We start from the raw sequence: 19,535 nt of genomic DNA on the forward strand, positions 1-19,535 counted from the left end.
GGGCCGGGCTCGACCACCGAGCTAGTGTCGATCTCGCTGAAGCGCGCGGCGTTCGAGAAGTGGCGCACCGGCTACTCCTCGGCGCTCGCCATCATCCTGTTCGTGACCGTGTTCGGTGCCGCCAACATCTATGTCAAGACGCTCAACAAGGTGAAGCAACGATGACCGCTGCCGCCACCAGATCCACCGCGCATTCGATCGTCGAGGCCTCGCCGCGCACCAAGGCGTTCGCCGGCGGCCTTGTCATCCTCTATGCCGTGATCACGATCCTGCCGCTGCTGTGGATCGTCGCCACCGCGTTCAAGTCGCAGAGCGACGCCATCGCCTATCCGCCGAAGGTGATCTTCGAGCCGACCCTCGAAGGCTATGTCAACCTGTTCACCGTGCGGACGCGCCAGACGCCGGACTTCATCGCCAAGCTGCCGCCGCCGGAGACCTGGTACGACCAGCTGGTGCGCAAGCGGGACATGGTGATCGCCGGGCCGTCGAAGGTCGTGCCGCGCTTCGTCAACTCGCTGATCATCGGCTTCGGCTCGACTTTCCTTGCGGTCTTCCTCGGCACGCTCGCGGCCTATGCGTTCTCGCGCTTCCGCATTCCGCTGGCCGACGATCTGTTGTTCTTCATCCTCTCGACGCGGATGATGCCGCCGGTCGCAGTCGCGATCCCGATCTATCTGATGTACCGGCAGCTCAACCTGACCGACACGCGGCTCGGCATGATCCTGCTCTACACCGCGGTCAACGTCTCGCTCGCAGTCTGGCTGCTCAAGGGCTTCATCGACGAGATTCCGCGCGAATATGAGGAGGCGGCGCTGGTCGACGGCTATACGCGGCTCCAGGCGCTGCGCAAGGTGGTATTGCCGCAGGCCGTCACAGGTATAGCTGCGACCGCGATCTTCTGCCTGATCTTCTCCTGGAACGAGTATGCCTTCGCGGTGCTGCTGACCAGCGGCGAGGCGCAGACCATGCCGCCGTTCATTCCCTTCATCATCGGCGAGGGTGGGCAGGATTGGCCGGCGGTTGCCGCCGCGACCACGCTGTTCGTCGTCCCGATCGTCATGTTCACCGTGCTGCTCCGCAAGCACCTGCTGCGCGGCATCACCTTCGGAGCGGTGCGCAAATGAGCGGCTCGGTGATTGCCAAGGATGGCGTAACTCGGGGTGGCGTGGCGCGTTGGTTTCGCCGCGGGCCGTGGGAGGCCATCGCGATGACCCTGATCGGAGGCGGCATCATCATGCTGGTGCAGCCCTGGTCGATCGATCTCTACAGCTATTCGTTCGTGACGATCCTCGCCGGCACGGTCGGCTTCGTCATCGTCAGCCATTTTCCGGAATAGGGCCATGGCACAGATCCGCATCGAAAACCTGCGCAAGTCGTTCGATCAGTTCACCGCGGTGGAAGGCTCGACCTTCACGATCGACGACGGCACGTTCTTCGCGATGCTGGGGCCCTCCGGCTGCGGCAAGACCACGACCTTGCGCATGATCGCCGGCCTCGAGCTGCCGACCGAAGGCAAGATCCTGCTCGATGGCGAGGACGTCACGTTCCACCGCGCCGCCGCCCGCGATATCGCGTTCGTGTTCCAGCTGTTCGCGCTCTATCCGCACATGAATGTCGGGGAGAACATCGGCTTCCCGCTGAAGTGCCAGGGCATGGCGAGGCGCGAGATCCGCGAGCGGGTGCAGGAGACCGCGCGGATGCTGCGGATCGAGCATCTGCTGTCGAGCAAGACCTCGAAACTCTCCGGCGGCGACCGGCAGCGCGTCGCGCTCGGCCGCGCCATGGTGCGGCGGCCGAAGGCGTTCCTGATGGACGAGCCGCTCGGCGCGCTCGACGCCGAGTTTCGCCATCTGATGTGCGGCGAGCTGCGCGACCTGCACGATCGCATCAAGGCGACCACGGTCTATGTCACGCATGACCAGCTCGAGGCGATGTCGATGGCCGACCAGATCGCCGTCATGAACAAGGGGCGGGTCGAGCAGATCGGCACACCGCAGGAGGTCTATGATCGGCCTGCGAGCATGTTCGTCGCCGACTTCATTGGCTCGCCGCCGATGAACTTCCTGCGCTTCGAGGGCGGCCTGCGATCCGGCGATCGCGCGGTCAGCTTCCACGACACCAGCCTTGCGGTGCCGGAGATCCGTGAGGATCGCGCCAACGCGCCGCTGGCGCTCGGCGTCCGTCCGGAGCATATCCGCTTCGCCGATGCAGGCGCCGTGCGCGGCGAGGTGTTCGGCGCGGAATATCTCGGCACCACCCAGATCGTCACCGTCGACACGGCCTATGGCCGGGTCGCGGCGCGGCTATCCTCCAGTGCGTCGGTGCAGATCGGCGAAACCATCGGGCTCGAATTCAATGCCGAGCGGCTGGCATTGTTCGACATCGGCAGCGGCCTTGCGATCCGGACCGCCAACGGGGAGGGCCCGCGCCATGGCTGACGTCACCCTGCGCAACGTCACCAAGCGCTTCGGCGCAGTCGAAGCGGTCCGCGACCTCTCGCTGACGGTGAGCGATGGCGAATTCCTGGTGCTGCTCGGACCGAGCGGCGCCGGCAAGACCACCACGCTGCGGCTGATCACCGGACTGGAGAGCCCTGATGCCGGCTCCGTCATGATCGACGGCCGCGACGTGACCCACGATCCGCCGGGCTCGCGGGACATCGCGTTCGTGTTCCAGCAATATTCGCTGTATCCGCATCTCACGGTCTACGACAACCTGGCGTTTCCGCTGCGCTCTCCGGCGCGGCGGGTGGCGGAGCCGATCATCCGCAAGCGGGTCGAACAGACCGCCGAGCTGCTGCACATCGCAAGCAAGCTGAACAACCGCGCCACCCGGCTGTCCGGTGGCGAGATGCAGCGTGTGGCGATCGGCCGCGCGCTGGTCCGCGATCCCTCGATCTATCTGATGGACGAGCCGCTGTCCTCGCTGGACGCAAAGCTCCGCAGCGAGCTTCGGCTCGAGCTCAAGCGGATCCAGATCGAGCTCGGCGCAACCATCCTCTATGTCACCCACGATCAGGTCGAGGCGATGACGATGGCCTCGCGCATCGGCGTGATCAAAGACGGCCAATTGCTTCAGCTCGGCACGCCTCGCGAAATCTACGAAAGCCCGTCCAGCAGCTACGTGGCCTCGCGGCTCGGGACGCCTCAGATCAACTTCCTGCCGGCTCGCCTGCTCGCCGATGTCGCGATGCCGCCTGGAACCGAGACGGTCGGCATTCGCACCGAGCATCTTCAGCTCGCTGCGCGCAATGGCGGCCAGATGGTCGGCCGCGTGCACCGGGTCGAGCACCTCGGCGAGCAGAATCATATTCATCTGGACTATAAGGGCGAGACGCTGGTGACGCTGGCGGATCCGCATCAGCCGCTGCAGGCCGGCCAGGAGGTCGACTTGCATCTGGTGCGTCCGTTGTGTTTCGACCGTGCGGGGCAGCGCATCCCCGCGGCGGTTCATTAGAGGGGCGAGAGGATCGGAGAGATGTCGGTGCCATCAGAGACATTCAAATCGTTGGTCAAGGCGGCCGCAGAGCAGGTCATCGCCAGCGCGCCGGAACTGACGAGCCTCGATCAGGCGATCGGCGACGGCGACCATGGGACCAACATGAAGCGCGGTTGCGAGGCCGTGCTCGGCAAGCTCGATGCGATCTCGGCGCAGCCGCTCGACGAAGCGTTCAAGATGATCGGCAAGACCCTGGTGATGACGGTCGGCGGCGCCTCCGGGCCGCTCTATGGCAGCTTCTTTCTCGCCGCGGGTGAGGCGCTCTCGCACGACAAGCACCTGCCCGAGGATCTCGCCGATGTCTTCGGCAGCGCGGTGAACGCGGTGAGCGCGCGCGGCCGCTCGCATGTCGGCGAGAAGACGATGCTGGATGTGCTGGTTCCCGTGCTGGAGACGTTGAAGTCGGCGGCCGGCCAGCCGGATCTGATTGCGCGGGTGCGCACCACGGCGGCCGAGGCGGTCGAAAGGACCGCGCCGATGCAGGCCACCAAGGGGCGCGCGTCGTTCCTCGGCGCGCGCAGCGTCGGGCATGTCGATCCCGGCGCGCGGTCGAGCTGCGTGCTGGTGCAGGCGGTGTGCGCGGGCCTGGAGGCACGGGCATGACCGACACCGTAGGGATCGTGATCGTCTCGCACTCCAGCGACATCGCCAAGGGAACCGCCGACATGGTGCGGCAGATGGTCGGCAGCGAGGTCAAGGTGGCCTTCTGCGGCGGCAATCCCGATGGCGGATTGGGCACCAGCGTGCCGCTGATCATCGACGCCATCAATGCCGCCTGGTCGCCGAAGGGCGTCGCGGTGCTGGTCGATCTCGGCGGTGCCGAGACCAACAGCGAAATGGCGGTCGAGATGCTGGAGCCGGCGCGGCGCGATCTCGTTGTCGTCTGCAACGCGCCGATCGTCGAGGGCGCCGTGATGGCGGCGACCGAGGCGGCAGGCGGCAGCTCGCTGGCCCAGGTCAAGGCGGTGGCCGAGGAACTCTCTGCCGACTGAGATGTCGGCGATGCGATGAATGGATGATGAGCATGCTTGATAGAGCGGACGGACAGATCTTCACCGGCAATGTGCGGCTGGTGCATGCGGTCGGCATGCACGCGCGCCCGGCGGTCAAGCTGACCAAGCTCGCCAAGAAGTTCCAGGCCCAGATCTCGGTGCGGGTCGCGGGTGCGCCCGAGTGGATCAACGCCAAGAGCGTGGCCAAGATCATGGCGATGCGCGCCGCGCACGGCAGCACGATCGAGATCAAGGCGTCCGGCAGCGACGCCGAGGCCGCCGTCGCGGCGCTGGTCGATCTGGTCGCGAGCGATTTCCCGGATGGAGCAGGCTAGATGCAGGGCGGTGCTGCAGGATCGGCTTACCGCGGCAGGACCGCCTCGATCGGCTTTGCCCATGGTCCGCTGGTCCGCGTCGATGTGGGCGCAGGCGGCGAGCGGGTGGCCGGCACGCTGGTCGAGGAGGCGCTTGCCTTGCGCAAGGCGATCGATCTCGCCAGCGGGCAGATCGCCGATCTTGCCGCCAGCGCCGGCGGCGAAGCCGCGCAGATCCTCGAATTCCAGGTCGCATTGCTGGAGGACGAGGACCTGATCGAACAGATCTTCGCGTCGATCGGCGAGGGGCGTCCTGCCGACGTCGCATGGCGTTCGACGCTCGACGAGCAGATCGCGGAGTACAATGCGGCGGCGGATGAGTATCTGCAGGCGCGCTCGTCGGACCTTGCCGACCTGCGCGACCGCGTGGTCCACATCCTGCGCGGCGACGCGGGCGAGCCGCTGAAGATTCCGAGCGGAGGCGTCGTCTGTGCCGACGACCTGCCGCCGTCGCGCTTCCTGGAGATCGACTGGTCCGGCGGCGGCGGCCTCGCGCTGCTGCACGGCAGTCCGACCAGCCATGTCGCGATGCTGGCACGCGCGCGCGGCATCCCGATGGTGGTGCAGCTCGGCGCCATTCCGGATGCCGGCGCCACGGCGCTGCTCGACGGCGAAGGCGCGACGCTCGAGCTCGATCCCAGCGCCGAGCAGGTGCGCATCTTCGAGAAGCGCCGCGAGAGCCATCGCAAGAGCCGGGCGTCCGCGCGTGCGATCCTGCGGCGGCCGACCGCCTCGTGGCGCGGCGAGCACATCAAGCTCCTGATCAACATCCAGCGCGTCGACGATCTCGAGCATGCGGATGCGCAATATGCCGACGGCATCGGTCTGATGCGGACGGAATTCCTGCTCGCCGGGCGCAGCGAGCTGCCGGATGAGGAGACCCAATTCCAGGCCTATGACGCGGTGTTGCGCTGGGCCGGCCAGCGCCCCGTGACGATCCGCACCTTCGATGCCGGCGGCGACAAGCCGGTGCCCGGCTTTACCTTCGACGGAGAAGCCAATCCGTTCCTCGGTGTCCGCGGCTTGCGGCTCTGCCTCGCCCGGCCCGAGATTTTTGCCATCCAGCTCCGCGCGCTCGCCCGCGCCGCGGTGCGCGGCAATCTCAAGGTCATGTTCCCGATGGTGACGCAGGCTGACGAGCTCGAGGCGGGGCGGAAGCTGTTCGCCGACGTCGTGCAGCGCTTGCAGGCGGACGGCATTGCCGCGATGCTCCCGGAGCTGGGAATCATGGTCGAAGTCCCCGCGGCGGCCCTGGCGATTTCGAGCTTCCGGGCGGCGTTCTTCTCGATCGGCTCGAACGATCTCGCGCAATATGTTTTGGCTTGCGATCGTTCCAATGGAGCTCTTGCCCCCCTGATGGACCCCCTGCATCCCGCAGTGCTCGAACTGATTTCGCGGACCGCGGAGCACGGCCGCCGCGCCGGCGTCAGTGTCAGCCTGTGCGGCGACATGGCCGGTGATCCGCGCTGTCTTCCCGCGCTGCTGAATTGCGGCCTGCGCGAATTGTCGGTGAACGCATCGGCGCTGGCGCAGATCAAGCAGACCATCGACCGGCTGAGCAGCGGAGGCGGTGTTGGCTGACACGGCGGCCGATGAAGCGCCCGAAGCCGGCGCGGTTGCGGCCTACAAGCGCATCTTCAAGGAAGTGCTGGAGAGCCGCCCGTCCGGCATGCGGCTGCGCCTCGCTCATGCCATGGGCAAGAACCGCAGTTTCGTCAGCCAGATCAGCAATCCGGCCTATCCGGTGCCGATCCCGGTGCAGCATCTCAACACGATCTTCGATGTCTGCCACTTCCCGCCACAGGCGAAGGCCGCCTTCTTGCGCGCCTATGCGCGGGCGCATCCGCGCCGCGTCGGCCGGCTGAGCGAGGGATCGCACGAGCGGACGCTGACGCTGCATCTGCCGGATCTCGGCAGCGCCAAACGCAATGCCGAGCTCGACGCGCTGCTGCAGGAATTCACGCGGCGCCTGATCGGCATCATGCAGGAAAAATAGGCGAAAACGCCGGACCGACGAAGCGGGGAGGACACCATGAAGAAGTTCATCAATGCGGTCGACAACGTACTCAGCGAAAGCCTCGACGGCTTCGCGGCGGCGCATGCCGATCTGGTCACGCTGGGCGCCGAGCGCAAATTCGTTCGCCGCCGCGAGCTGAACCGCAACAAGGTCGCGCTGGTCTCGGGCGGCGGCAGCGGACACGAGCCGCTGCATGCCGGTTTCGTCGGCCACGGCATGCTGGATGCCGCCTGTCCCGGACAGGTGTTCACCTCGCCGACGCCGGACCAGATCGTCGAGGCCGCGCAGGCGGTCGCGGGCGATGCCGGGGTGCTGTTCATTGTCAAGAACTATGCCGGCGACCGCATGAACTTCGAGATGGCGGCGGAGATCGCGGAAGGCCGTACCGCCACCATCGTGACCGACGACGATGTCGCGGTCGAGAAATCGACCTACAGCATCGGGCGCCGCGGCGTCGCCGGCACCTTGATCGTCGAGAAGATCGTCGGCGCCGCCGCCGAGAAGGGCGCCGATCTTGCGACCTGCGTCGCGCTCGGCGAGCGCGTCAACGCGCGGACCCGTTCGATGGGCGTGGCGCTGACCAGCTGCACGGTGCCTGCTGCGGGCACGCCGACCTTCGCGCTCGGCGAGGACGAGATGGAGATGGGCGTCGGCATCCACGGCGAGCCGGGCCGCCGCCGTGTCAAGCTCGCACAGGCCGACGCGATCGCGTCGGAAATGACGACCGCCATCGCCGACGATCTCGCGGCCCCCGCGGCCTCCGAGGCCCTGCTGCTGGTCAACGGCTTCGGCGGCACGCCGACGATCGAGCTCTATCTGATGTACAACGCGGCGCGCCGCATGCTCGAGCAACGCGGCCTGCGCATCGCGCGCTCGCTAGTCGGCAGCTACGTCACCTCGCTGGATATGGCCGGCTGCTCGCTCACGGTGAGCCTGCTCGATGCCGAGACGACCGCGCTGTGGGACGCCCCGGTGCGCACGGCGGCATTGAAATGGTGATGGTCGCCGCTGTCATCGGCCTGGATGCCGGTCAACAAGGCTCCGCTCAAAGCGATGACAGTGCGATCCGCGGCGCCCGTACCAGGGCCTAACGCGCGATTGGTGCCGGCATGAGCGCATCTTCGTGGAGTGGCCAAAGATCTGCTCGTCGGCCGTGGCCATTCCGATCTCGTTGCGAAATGGTTTCAGTCGTTCGTAAGCAAGACCGGCTCCCAGAAAAACCGGGCCGCTTCGGCCTGCGCGTCACACAGATTAATGCCGATGTCGCCCAGGATATGCGGCTCGTTCTTGAGATCGTCCCGCAGCCTTGCCCTGAAACGCGAGCGCTCGGCCCAAATCAGCGGCAGTCGGAAAATGCCGGCAAGCGGCAAACCACCCGCCGTGAATTGAGATCGCTTTGAATAGCCTGCGAGGACCGAAGCTGATTGAGCCACTGCGTTTCCAATCTTTCCAGATCAAAACATCAAGTTCGCTTCAAAAATACGCATGCGGTGATCAACGCACGCGTTAGCGTGGATATCGGTCGCCAGGATCAGTTTTTTGTTCGGACCCGAAGCGACGCAATCTGTCGTGTGTCCGTCTGGATAAGCAGGAAGTTCAACCGCACCAATGGAACATTTTGCGTGGATTCGTGAGATGGAAAAATTGGTGTAGGATTCCTAACGCGGAAAATCTGCGCAGCCGGAATGAGGCTGCGCAGTTCGGTCGGGCTTCGCGCCTTCACGCCGGCGCAATTGATCGGGAAAGGTCGGGTCCCGCGGCCGCCGCCGCTACCCCTTCCGCATCCGTTCGAGCGCGAGCTTGTAGGTCCAGTCGTGCGACGACATCGCGTCGGCGAGGAAGCGGTCGAATGCCTGCAGGATCGAGGGTCTCAGCTCGACCAGGCGTCCGCCGCGGCCGGAAAGGCTCACATCGCCGTGTTCGGCCGCGTCTTCCAGCAGCGCCCGCACGTGAGTCCGCGAGATGCCGAACCGGACGCCGATCGCCGAGTAGGAGAGACCCTTCGCGCCATCCTTGGCGCCATCTTTGGCGCTACCTTCGGCGGCCATCTGCATGAGCTTGATCAGGACCAGGATGCCGGCATCGCGGTGCATGAACCGCATCACCGGCGGATTGCTGGCGATGACGTTTGCGCCATGCGCGGAAAACTCGAGAGCGACCAGCCGCTGGGCGCTCTGGAACGGAGCATCCCGCGCAATCGGCTCGGCATAGTCGCCCGGAAACATCACGTTCAGCGGCACATAATTGTAGACCAGCCACTCCCGATCGAGCGCCATCATCTTGGGGGTTGGCGTGAGAATGCGCACCCTCCCGTCCTGCTCCGAGGGGCGGGAGTCGAGATAGCCAAGATGCACGAGCCGGGCCACCAACGCGTCGATCCGGCGTGGGCTCGCCAAGCCGTACGGCGCTATTACAGCCTTGAGCCGCTGCGGGGTCGGCCATGTCGAACGGTCGCTTTCGTCATGGCGGAGATGGAGGATCACGAGCAGGCTGAACGTCACCTGTCGCATCGTCTCGACCATCAGCCGGCTGGTGAACTGATCGCCCTCGTGAAACGCGAGCACCGCGTCGATGAAGGCCGCGCGGGCGGCCGGGAAACGTGGATGGGCGAGGATTTCTTCGGGGGAGTGGATGGTGCCGAGGACGGGTAGGGGAGGAGTCTGCATCTGCGGGCCTCGCGGATCGATGCGGGTGCATATCGGTGAAACCCAATCGGTTCAACGTTCCCTGGAGGAAACCCGTGAAATAAGCGCCACGCGCGGCGGCGGTGACCGGACGGCGGCGGAACGGGGGGCTGCTCCTGGTTGTCCAATCGGTCGCCTCGCAATCCGGCCCTCGATTGCAAGGGTTGGCAGGATCCGTATTTTTGCGGGGAGAGGTGTCGCGCAAGTGATTGTGGTGACCTGCGAGTTTTCCGATCCACGCAAATTGTTCCATACCGCGACGATGCGCTGTCTGATAAGGCTGCAACCGTTGACGACAGTCGCGGTCCGGTGTGCGAGCAAGCCGGGTAGCAAGCACCTCCGAGGTCGCGATTCCCGCTCGTCAGGTTACTGGTCTCATTTCAAACCGCTTTCAATAAGGGTTCAGACGGGCCGCGAACACGCGCGCGTCCGTCAAGCGGTCGCGTGCGCGCTGTTCAACGGCGACGCTCGAACATATTGGAGTGCGCGGCATGTCCGTGAATTACGGAATCGAAGGCCTCGTCAACGGCACCGACACCGGCATCTCGAGTTCCGACGCGATCACCAACGACAGCACGATCCAGCTCCATATCAACTTCTTTGCGCCGGGGCCGATCGTCATCACGGATAGCTACACGTACGTCGACCCGATATCCGGCCAACTGATATCAGCCCGTCAAGTCGTCGGCACCTATCAGGCGACCCTCCACTACGTGAACGGTCTTGCCGCCTACGATACGACGGTGACGGTCAATCTGCCGACACCGACCAGCGGTCTTGATATCGTTCACAACCTCTCCGCCGATCTCACCTTCGACTATAGCCAAACGGTCGTCTACCAGGATCCCCAAGTCGATCTCAATGACGGGTGGGGCGCGGTCCTCAACAACATTAAATATGAACGTGCCAGCGGCGTCTTTAACGAAGACTATAAGTTCCACTTTACCGACCGGCTGCAAGTCACCGTCGATCAGGCCGCGCCGACCGTCAGCAGCTTTGCGCTCGATCGAAATCGTTCCACCGTCACCGGCGCGGACGCGAACGGGCTTGCCGTCGTTACGAGCCAGACCGTCACCTACGATCTGACATTTTCCGAGAACGTCTACGGTCTGAACCTGTCGGATCTGACGATCCGGGACCCGCACAACCAGGTGCCGCTGCACGCCTTTATTAAATCAGTCGCACTGGATCCGAACTACGCCGGCACCGCGCAAGCCAACGCGCATTACCTCGTGACGCTCGATACCGGGCAAACCAACGGGGTGCTGCAACTCACCTATAACGGCACCGGCGGCACGGACGCGGCCGGGAATCTCAGCCAGAGTTACGCGACCAGCGATGCGGTCGATATCGTCAAGCCGTTCGACACGACGGCACCCTCGGTGCCTGACCTCGTCTTCGCCTCGGACACCGGCCCAAGCGGTACGGACAATCTCACCGCCGACACGACCCCGAGCTTCATCGGCACAGGCAAAGCCGGCGAGACGCTCGAGCTGTTCGTGGACGGGACACTCGCGGCCACCACCGTCGTCACGCCGAGCGGCGTGTGGCGCGCCAATGTCCTGACGCCGCTCAGCGCCGGGCAGCATCAGATCACGGCTGAGCTGTCCGCCTATGGGCAGACCACCTCGCCCTCGGGTGCGCTCACCATCACGATCGATCCGTCGCAGGCGGATCTGGGCGCGCCTGCTGGCGCGTTCCAGCCCGAGATCCAGGTCGCGAACCTGTCGTCCGCGCAGGCCGTCACCGTCACGGCGCCCGCAAATACGAGCTTCCTCGGCGCCAAGATCGCGGCCGCGGGCGACCTCAACGGCGACGGTTGCGCCGATGTCGCCTACTCGGTGCTGGTCCAGAATCCGGACGGGACGCAGAGCGGACGCGTCTATGTCGAATACGGGGGGCCGGGTGGCCCCGCCAGTGTCGGCACGCTTGGCAGCCACGGTTTCGAGATCGACGGCCTCTTCGCGGGCAGCGGCAATACGATCACGGTCGCCTCCGCCGGCGACGTGAACGGCGACGGGATCGACGACCTCATCGTCGGTACCCCCGGCGTCAATCTCAACGGCCAGTACTCGGTCGGTGAGGCGTTCGTGATCTACGGCAGCAAAAGCGGGCTGAGCAATATCGACGTCAACCATCTGACGCCGCAGCAGGGCTTTGCGATTCAGGGCAATACCCAATACGGCTCGCTCGGCACGTCGGTCGCGAGCGCGGGCGACTTCAACGGCGACGGCATCCCCGACTTCATCGTCGGCTCGCTGGATACCCACGGCAATGGCGGCGTCGGCGGCGCCTACATCATCTACGGCAAGCTCGGCACCACCGGCAACACGCCCGTCAATGTCGGCAATCTGACCGCCGCGACCGGCCTGCAGATCATCACACCGGCCGATTATAACGGGCGCTACAATTATCAGGTCACCGGGCTCGGCGACGTCAACCATGACGGCTACTCCGACGTTGCGATCACGATCGGCAATGCCGGACCGACCTACGTGGTGTTCGGCCATGCGACGACGGCGACCGGTCCCGCGAGCTTCGACATCAGCAACCTGAACGGCACCAACGGATTCACGTTCGGCTCTTCCAACTACGACAGCTTCGATACTGGCGAGCAACACGTCGTCGCGGCGGGCGATATCAACGGCGACGGCTACGGCGACATCCTGATCAGCGGTCCCGGCGACAAGGCCTATGTCATCTTCGGCCATGCCGGCGCGTTCCCGGCGCACCTCATGCCGAGCGACCTCAACGGCACCAACGGGTTCGTGATCACGAACTCGAAGGCCACCGGCGATGCATCGTTGTCGGTCGTCGGCCACGTGGGCGACGTGAACGGTGACGGCATCGACGACCTCATCGTCGGCGATCCGACTCATAATGGCGGACAGGCCTATGTGATCCTCGGCCATAAGGGCGCATGGGGAAACATCGACGTCGCCAATTTGAACGGCCTGAACGGCTTTGCGATCGATCTGCCCCCGGGGACCAACCAGGACCTGACCGTCACCGGTCTCGGCGATGTCACCGGCGACGGGCACTCCGATATCGGTCTCGCCACTTCCAGCACGACGCAAGCCTCGATCCTGCTCGACGTGATGTCGGCCGCGCCGACCCGCCTCGCGACCACCTCCGTGACCGGTATCGGCGGCAGCGGCAATGTCACCTCCAACGCGACGCCGACCATCACCGGAGCGGCCGCATACGGCGCGACCGTCAAGATCTATATCGACGGCGTGCTTGCCGGTAACGCCTTGACGACGCCGGAGACGGGCACGTCATTGCCGACGGGCGAGACCTGGACCTTCACGGTCCCGAGCATCCTCGCCGATGGCACGCATGTTTTCGTCGCGACGGCGACCGATGCAGCCGGCAATGTCAGTCCGGCGTCGGCCCCGCTCGATATCACGATCGACACCACAGCGCCGACGGTCTCGGGCCTGACAGCGCTCGGTCAGGCGGTCACCAATGCGACGACGTTGCACTATTCGCTTGCGCTCTCCGCTCCGGTCGCGGGCATCCAGCTGAGCGATTTCAGCGTGCTGGCGTCAGGACCGACCGGCGCGAAGGTGACCGGGTTCACTGCGCTCAATGCGGGCGCGAACGGAGCCGCCTCACGCTATGATGTCACCATCGCTACCGGCTCGGGCGACGGCACGCTGACGCTGAGCTATACGTCGGCGCACGGTACCGACGCCGCCGGCAATCCGGTCGCCGTCACCACCATCACGTCGGCGGCCACCACGATCGACAAGACGCCGCCATCGGTGCTGACGACGACGGCGGCAGGGGCGCTCGGCGCCGCCGCCGCCGATTTCACCGTCACCTTCAGCGAGGCGGTCCAGGGCGTCGGTGCCAATGACTTCGTGCTCAACCACACCGGCACGGCCGGCGCGAACCTTTCGGTCACGGCGCTCTCGAGCACGGTTTACGACGTTCACCTGAGCGACATATCGGGGACCGGCAGCCTCGCGCTCGCGTTTGCCTCCAATGCCGTCATCACCGACGCGGTCGGCAATCCAATCGCATCCTCCGGCGCGACGCTCGCCGCACACGCGGTCGACCGCGATCCGCCCGCCCAGCCCACGATCGCTGCTTTCTCGCCGGATACGGGCACGGTCGGCGACCACCTGACCAACGCGCAGAACATCGTGCTGACCGGCACAGCCGAGGCCGGCAGCACGGTCACGGTCTACGCCGTCCCCTACCGGCCTGATTTCTATGCCGGGCCGTTCAACTACAGCCTTGGCTATGCCATCGCGACCTACGAGACGACGATTGCCGACGGGGCCGGCCATTGGACCGTGACGGAGCCGACGCCGAACAACACTTACGGCGACGCCTACTATTTCTGGGCGACGGCGACCGATGCGGCCGGCAACACCAGCACGGAATCCGACCCATACGCCGTGCAGGTGGACCACACACCGCCGGTTGCGACGGTCACGCGCATTCAGGGGGCCACCACCAATCTCGCCCTGGTCGGTTACTCCGTCGCGTTCTCCAAGCCGGTGAACGGCATCTCGGCCAGTTCCTTCGCACTGATCGCGAACGGGCCGACGGGCGCTTCGATCCAGGGTGTCGTGGCGACCGACGCGACCCACTATATCGTCACAGTCGCGACCGGCACCGGCGACGGCACGCTGCAACTGGTCTCGACGGGAGGCACCGACGCGGCCGGCAACATCGTCTCGACGAGCTACGGCGACACCTACACCGTCGATCGCACGCCGCCCGGCCCACCTCCGCAGTTCGGGATTGTCAAGCACGGCGGCATCTTCACCAACTCCACGATCGGCGACATCACGAATGTCAACTACATCACCATCCTGCCGACGCTCGACCCGCCCTACACGACATTCTACGTCTATGACGGCAACACGCTGCTGGGTGCGGCGAACTATGCGTCGGCGTTCGGCTTCTACTATCTCGATGCGTCGCTGAGCGACGGCACCCATGTGCTGACGGTGCGCGCGGTCGATGCGGCCGGCAACATCGGCGCGCCCTCCGCGGCCCGCACCATCACGGTCGACACGCAGGCGCCCGCGACGCCGGCAGCACCGATCCTCGACCCTGCGTCGGATACCGGCCCCTCGAGCGGCGACGACATCACCCGCCTGGTGCAGCCGAAGTTCACCGGCACTGCGGAAGCGCTCTCGACCGTCACGCTCTACGACACCGACGGCACCGTGATCGGACACGGCGTGGCGGATGCGAACGGCGCCTATAGCATCGTCACCTCACCGCTCGCCCATGGCGACCACACCGTGACGGTCACGGCGACCGACCGCGCCGGCAGCACGAGCAGCGCGTCGAGCGGACTGACCGTCCACATCGTGCTGCAGCCTCAAAACGACACCCAGACGATTGTCAACAGCGTGAAGGCCGATGCCGGCATCCCGCAGGCCGGCAGCGCGAGCCTGCTCGCCAACGACCTCGGCGGCCCGAACGACCACCTCGTCGTGACCTTTATCCAGCTCGGCGCGAACGGGCCGGCCGTGGCGGTCGACCCGACCAACGGCGCCACGATCGCCGGCACCTACGGCACGCTGTTCGTCAAGCAGGACGGGACGTACACATTCACCCCCAATGCCGCCTTCGACAACCTGCCCGTCGGCACGACCGCCTCCGACCTCTTCACCTACACTGTCAGCGACGGCGCCGGGCATAGCGCGACTGCGACCCTGACGCTCATCGAGCCCGCCGCGAACACGGCGCCGGTGATCGAGGCGGCAGGTACCACGGCCTCGGGTGGTGCGAACGCTGCCACACTCGGCCCGAACCTCGTCCAGAACGGCGATTTCGAGCAGGGCCTCGTCGGCTGGACCTACAATGGACAGCACGCCACCGTGACCGTCGGAGGCGGGGGCGTCGGTTCGTCGTCATCTGCCGAGCTCACCTCGGGCGACGCCGCGGCATGGCTCGAGCCGTCAGTCGCGGTCAGTGCCGGCAAGTGGTACCAGATCACGTTCTCGGTTGCGAACAACGATGCAGGTGCGCAGGCCGCCAGTTTCTGGCTCGCCGCGTATGCAAACATCAACAATCCGCCGGCCTTCAAGTCGCAATGGACCCTTCAGGCCGGGCAGGACTATGCCACCTACTCGATGATGCTCCCGGGCAGCGTGTTGTCGACGATCCAATTTGACGCGGCGACGCAAGCGGGGGCTGCGCCGGTCCATCTCGACAATGTTTCGGTTCACGAGATCGAGTATACACAGTCGTCCATCCTCTCGGGAACGATTGCGTTCAACGACCCGGTTGTCACGCCGAACGCCACCTTCACGCCGGAGGGCACCGGCTATGTCGGCACCTTCGCGCTCGGCAACGTGGTGCGCGACGGAACCAGCGGCGAGGGCACGCTCGGCTGGACCTATACCCTCACGGACTGGAACAGCATCAGCTACCTCGGCGCCGGCCAGTCCATCAAGCAAAGCTACGACGTTGCGTTTGCCGACAACCTGGGTTCGGTCGTGCACCAGACCGTGACCGTGACGCTCACGGGAACGAACTCTCCGCCGTCCATCACGGGCCTCGTCCAAGGCAATATGACGGACGAGCAGTCGATCCATCCATTCGCGACCGCAGTCATCTCGGATCCCAATACGAGCGATATTGAGCATGTCACGCTGACGTTCAACAGCGCGCTCGGCACGCTCTCGAATCTCGGCGCCGGCACGTTCAACGCCTCGACGGGCACCTACACGACATCAGGTTCGGCCGCATCCGTCACGGCCGATCTGCAGGGGCTCGTCTTCACAGCAACTCCGAACCTCGCCATCGATTATTCGAACCTTAACAATGGGTTTTACGGAGCCCATTTCAATCTGTCTGTCACCGACGGCATGGCAACGGTCTCGGCGACGACGGGCGCCCAGATCACACCCATCAACGATCCGCCGGTGATCACCTCGGCACCCTCGACGGGCACCATCGATTTGCGGACAGCGGCTCCCGCTCCGTCGAACCTCCTCACCAACGGCTCGTTCGAGACCGGCGATCTGACCGGTTGGACCGTGTCGGGGAGCGGCCCGACACCGTCGGTCACAGCCAATGATCCGCACGACGGCAATTATGCGTTCAGCTTCGCGCCCGGGACTAACAACAACGTCACCCTTAGCCAGACCGTTGCGGTTCAGCCGGGCCTCTACTACGAGCTGGACTGGTGGAGCGATAGTCCCTACGCGACTGTCATCCAGAACTCACTCTATGGGGTGGGAACCGGGGACGCCAAGGCGGTCGCGACGGACGCCCGTGGTTATACCCACTATGTCGAGATTCTCCACGATCCGGCTTCCGGCAACAGTGCGGCAACATCAACGAGGCTGAACGTCAACGTCTTCAAAGCGAGCGCCTCCGACAATCGCGCCACGCATATCGACGGGATCAGCCTTCAGCCGGTCACCTTCGTCGCGACGACCAGCGGAACGATCACGTTCACCGACCCGGACCCGGCGAGCGGGCCCAACGTGTCGGGCGCCAATTACCAAAACACGGCGACGGCAACCCCCCTTGGCAGCGGCTATCTCGGAACGATCACCTTCGACTACAGCGACCGGCCGCACGGCAACATCGGCTGGACGTTCTCGCTCAACAGCGGAGATGCGGCGTCGCTGGCGGCCGGCCAGACCCTGACACAAACCTACAACGTGACGGTCGGCGACCCCCAGGTCGTGCCGGCCACCACCACGATCACGGTGACCATTACGGGCAAGAACGACCCGCCGACACTCTACGACTTCAGCCACCAGCAACCCCTCACCGGGCCGTCGGCGGGCGTCGCGGTGACGACGCGCGACAAGGGCTTGTTGGCGGGGGCGACCGACCCCGATCCTGGCGACGCGGCGCTGCTGAAGATCGTCAGCGCAGCCGCAACCGGCGTCGCCGGCACAACGCCGCTGATCAATGGCCAGGCGAGCATCGCCGGCCTCTACGGCACGCTCACCCTGCACGATGATGGCACCTACGGCTACGTGGTGGATCCAGCCAAGCTTATCGGGCTCGATCGCCATCAGTCCGTGAACGAGATCTTCTACTATACGGCGGCGGACCCGCACGGCGCGACTGACACCGCTGAGTTGGTCATTCAGGTCTTCCCACATCGAGCCCCCGTGGTCACGGCCCAGACCGCAACGGCCGATGTGTCGCAACCGCTGACGACCGCGGCGGCGAACGGCCTGTTGTCGGGCACCACCGACCCGGATGGCGATCATCCCGTGGTGAGCGCCGTCAGCGTCACGACTTCAGACGGAACGACGCACAGCTACAACGTCAACGGCACGACGACTGTCGCGGGCGTCTACGGCCAGCTCGTCGTCCATGCCGATGGATCGTACGCCTACACGCCGAATGCCGGCGCCGTCGCCGTGGGCCAGCAGGCGACCGAGACCTTCGGATTCACCGTCGATGACGGCTGGAGGATCGTCGGAGGCGATCCCACGAGTACGCTGAGCATCGACGTCACGAACTTCCCCACCGAAGTGATCGTCAGCCCGCTGTCTGCAAGCGTCAGCGCAACGCGCGGACAGACTTTTGCGCTCACCAGCCTGTTTGGCGGATCGGCATCGCCCGGCCATACGATCACGCAATACGACGTTTGGGACACTGGGACGGGCGGCAGCCACGTCACTCTTAACGGTCAGATATTGGCTGCGCAGCAGGATAACCTTGTATCCGCGTCGCAATTGGCCTTGGCGAGTTACCAAAGCGGTTCGGGCGGCGCTGATAATCTGTGGGTCCGTGCTTTCGATGGCAACGTCTGGAGCCCCTGGGCCAAGACAACCGTCACGTCGCCGATTGACCTGCACGCGCCCGTGGTGGCTGCGTCCGATTATGCTGCGATCCACAATCAAATCGCTGCGGCGACCAGCCTGTTCTCGGCCAGCGATGCCGATAACGACGCCATTACAGCCTACCAGGTCTGGGATTCATCTAGCCCATCAGCGGGACATTGGATCGTCAATGGCGTTGTCGAGGGCTCCAGCAGCGCGATCGACGTCACGCCGGCTCAGTTGTCAAGCACCATGTTCCAGAGCGGTTCGGGTTCGGCAGATCTGTGGGTGCGCGCCAGCGACGGGACGCTCTGGAGCAACTGGGTCGAGTTTCACGTCAATGCGCCAATCGAGCACGGTCCGGTGGCGACCGCTTCAGATGTCGCTGCCACCCACGGCCAGATCTTCGCGGCCACGGGCCTGTTCTCGGCCAGCGATGCCGATGGCGATGCCATCACCGCCTATCAGTTCTGGGATTCAACGTCCGATCCGGCGAGCGGTCACTTTGTGGTCGGCGGCGTGGCGCAAGGCGCCAATCAGAACATCGACGTCAGCGCCGCGCAACTCGCCAGCACCAGCTTCCAGAGCGGCTCCGGCTCCGATGACCTCTGGGTGCGCGCCAATGATGGCACGATGTGGGGCGCCTGGACGGAATTCCACGTCAATGCGCCAATCGACCACGCTCCGGTGGTGATCGCTTCGGATGTCACCGCCACCCACGGCGAGAGTTTCGCGGCCTCCAGCCTGTTCTCAGTCGGCGACTCCGATGGCGATTCGATCACCGCCTATCAGTTCTGGGATTCAACGTCCGATCCAGCGAGCGGCCACTTCGTCGTCGGCGGCGTGGCGCAAGGCGCCAATCAGAACATCGACGTCAGCGCCGCGCAACTCGCCAGCACCAGCTTCCAGAGCGGCTCCGGCTCCGACGACCTCTGGGTGCGCGCCAATGACGGCACGATGTGGGGCGCCTGGAAGGAATTCCACGTCAACGCGCCAATCGACCACGCTCCGGTGGTGACCGCTTCGGATGTCAACGCCGCCCACGGCGAGAGTTTCGCGGCCTCCAGCCTGTTCTCGGTCGGCGACGCCGATGGTGATTCGATCACGGCCTATCAGTTCTGGGATTCAACGTCCGATCCGGCGAGCGGTCACTTTGTGGTCGGCGGCGTGGCGCAAGGCGCCAATCAGAACATCGACGTCAG

At 65.2% G+C, this 19,535-nt stretch carries 13 protein-coding genes and 1 pseudogene; 12 read left to right on the top strand and 2 right to left on the bottom strand.

Translation table 11 applies throughout. The features are described 5' to 3' along the window. The 11 genes and pseudogenes from QMZ05_RS35275 to dhaK form a co-directional block, all read left to right on the top strand. Positions 1 to 165, top strand: a pseudogene (locus QMZ05_RS35275) (sugar ABC transporter permease); the annotation flags it as partial. Then, complete coding sequence (locus QMZ05_RS35280; RefSeq protein WP_021076440.1) at positions 162 to 1,124, top strand: carbohydrate ABC transporter permease; 963 nt, start codon at positions 162 to 164, stop codon at positions 1,122 to 1,124. The pseudogene QMZ05_RS35275 and the gene QMZ05_RS35280, both read left to right, overlap by 4 nt. After that, the gene (locus tag QMZ05_RS35285) at positions 1,121 to 1,336 is read left to right on the top strand and encodes a hypothetical protein (RefSeq protein WP_353704946.1); all 216 of its coding nucleotides are present in this window, start codon (positions 1,121 to 1,123) and stop codon (positions 1,334 to 1,336) included. The genes QMZ05_RS35280 and QMZ05_RS35285 overlap by 4 nt, the downstream gene beginning before the upstream one ends. 4 nt (positions 1,337 to 1,340) lie before the next feature. After that, positions 1,341 to 2,438: an ABC transporter ATP-binding protein gene (locus QMZ05_RS35290; RefSeq protein WP_353704947.1), complete on the top strand. Its 1,098-nt coding sequence runs from the start codon at positions 1,341 to 1,343 to the stop codon at positions 2,436 to 2,438. Beyond that, positions 2,431 to 3,456, top strand: a complete 1,026-nt coding sequence (locus QMZ05_RS35295; protein ID WP_353704948.1) for an ABC transporter ATP-binding protein — start codon at positions 2,431 to 2,433, stop codon at positions 3,454 to 3,456. The genes QMZ05_RS35290 and QMZ05_RS35295 overlap by 8 nt, the downstream gene beginning before the upstream one ends. Before the next feature lie 21 nt (positions 3,457 to 3,477). Continuing rightward, positions 3,478 to 4,101 (top strand): dihydroxyacetone kinase subunit DhaL, encoded by a 624-nt coding sequence (gene dhaL, locus QMZ05_RS35300; protein ID WP_353704949.1) that lies wholly within the window; start codon positions 3,478 to 3,480, stop codon positions 4,099 to 4,101. Beyond that, positions 4,098 to 4,490 carry a dihydroxyacetone kinase phosphoryl donor subunit DhaM gene (dhaM, locus tag QMZ05_RS35305; protein WP_050419392.1) on the top strand — a complete coding sequence of 131 codons (393 nt, stop codon included), beginning with the start codon at positions 4,098 to 4,100 and terminating at the stop codon, positions 4,488 to 4,490. The genes dhaL and dhaM overlap by 4 nt, the downstream gene beginning before the upstream one ends. Positions 4,491 to 4,513: 23 nt before the next feature. Continuing rightward, complete coding sequence (locus QMZ05_RS35310; protein WP_194458348.1) at positions 4,514 to 4,825, top strand: HPr family phosphocarrier protein; 312 nt, start codon at positions 4,514 to 4,516, stop codon at positions 4,823 to 4,825. Beyond that, complete coding sequence (gene ptsP / locus QMZ05_RS35315) at positions 4,826 to 6,445, top strand: phosphoenolpyruvate--protein phosphotransferase (RefSeq protein WP_353704950.1); 1,620 nt, start codon at positions 4,826 to 4,828, stop codon at positions 6,443 to 6,445. It begins immediately after the preceding gene. Continuing rightward, a complete protein-coding gene (locus tag QMZ05_RS35320; protein ID WP_353704951.1) occupies positions 6,435 to 6,860 on the top strand; it encodes a hypothetical protein in 426 nt (141 codons plus the stop codon). The genes ptsP and QMZ05_RS35320 overlap by 11 nt, the downstream gene beginning before the upstream one ends. A gap of 36 nt (positions 6,861 to 6,896) precedes the next feature. Continuing rightward, positions 6,897 to 7,880 (top strand): dihydroxyacetone kinase subunit DhaK, encoded by a 984-nt coding sequence (dhaK, locus tag QMZ05_RS35325; RefSeq protein WP_353704952.1) that lies wholly within the window; start codon positions 6,897 to 6,899, stop codon positions 7,878 to 7,880. Between the two features lie 185 nt (positions 7,881 to 8,065). On the opposite strand, the gene QMZ05_RS35330 is transcribed toward dhaK, so the two are convergent. Together QMZ05_RS35330 and QMZ05_RS35335 are read right to left on the bottom strand one after the other, a co-directional pair. Next, a complete protein-coding gene (locus tag QMZ05_RS35330) occupies positions 8,066 to 8,314 on the bottom strand; it encodes a hypothetical protein (protein ID WP_353704953.1) in 249 nt (82 codons plus the stop codon). Positions 8,315 to 8,650: 336 nt separating this feature from the next. Beyond that, positions 8,651 to 9,547, bottom strand: a complete 897-nt coding sequence (locus QMZ05_RS35335) for a hypothetical protein (RefSeq protein WP_353704954.1) — start codon at positions 9,545 to 9,547, stop codon at positions 8,651 to 8,653. A gap of 509 nt (positions 9,548 to 10,056) precedes the next feature. Here QMZ05_RS35335 and QMZ05_RS35340 point away from each other — a divergent pair. Continuing rightward, positions 10,057 to 19,535, top strand: a 9,479-nt coding sequence (locus tag QMZ05_RS35340) for an Ig-like domain-containing protein (protein WP_353704955.1), incomplete at its 3' end; no start/stop codon positions are given.

The sequence above is a fragment of the Bradyrhizobium sp. INPA03-11B genome (assembly GCF_040446015.1).
Classification (GTDB): domain Bacteria; phylum Pseudomonadota; class Alphaproteobacteria; order Rhizobiales; family Xanthobacteraceae; genus Bradyrhizobium; species Bradyrhizobium macuxiense_A.

Coding starts and splice junctions, on each gene's coding strand:
- dhaL (WP_353704949.1), top strand. CDS start 3,478: ATGTCGGTGCCATCAGAGACATTCAAATCGTTGGTCAAGGCGGCCGCA.
- QMZ05_RS35285 (WP_353704946.1), top strand. CDS start 1,121: ATGAGCGGCTCGGTGATTGCCAAGGATGGCGTAACTCGGGGTGGCGTG.
- QMZ05_RS35335 (WP_353704954.1), bottom strand. CDS start 9,547: ATGCAGACTCCTCCCCTACCCGTCCTCGGCACCATCCACTCCCCCGAA.
- dhaK (WP_353704952.1), top strand. CDS start 6,897: ATGAAGAAGTTCATCAATGCGGTCGACAACGTACTCAGCGAAAGCCTC.
- dhaM (WP_050419392.1), top strand. CDS start 4,098: ATGACCGACACCGTAGGGATCGTGATCGTCTCGCACTCCAGCGACATC.
- QMZ05_RS35280 (WP_021076440.1), top strand. CDS start 162: ATGACCGCTGCCGCCACCAGATCCACCGCGCATTCGATCGTCGAGGCC.
- ptsP (WP_353704950.1), top strand. CDS start 4,826: ATGCAGGGCGGTGCTGCAGGATCGGCTTACCGCGGCAGGACCGCCTCG.
- QMZ05_RS35295 (WP_353704948.1), top strand. CDS start 2,431: ATGGCTGACGTCACCCTGCGCAACGTCACCAAGCGCTTCGGCGCAGTC.
- QMZ05_RS35290 (WP_353704947.1), top strand. CDS start 1,341: ATGGCACAGATCCGCATCGAAAACCTGCGCAAGTCGTTCGATCAGTTC.
- QMZ05_RS35310 (WP_194458348.1), top strand. CDS start 4,514: ATGATGAGCATGCTTGATAGAGCGGACGGACAGATCTTCACCGGCAAT.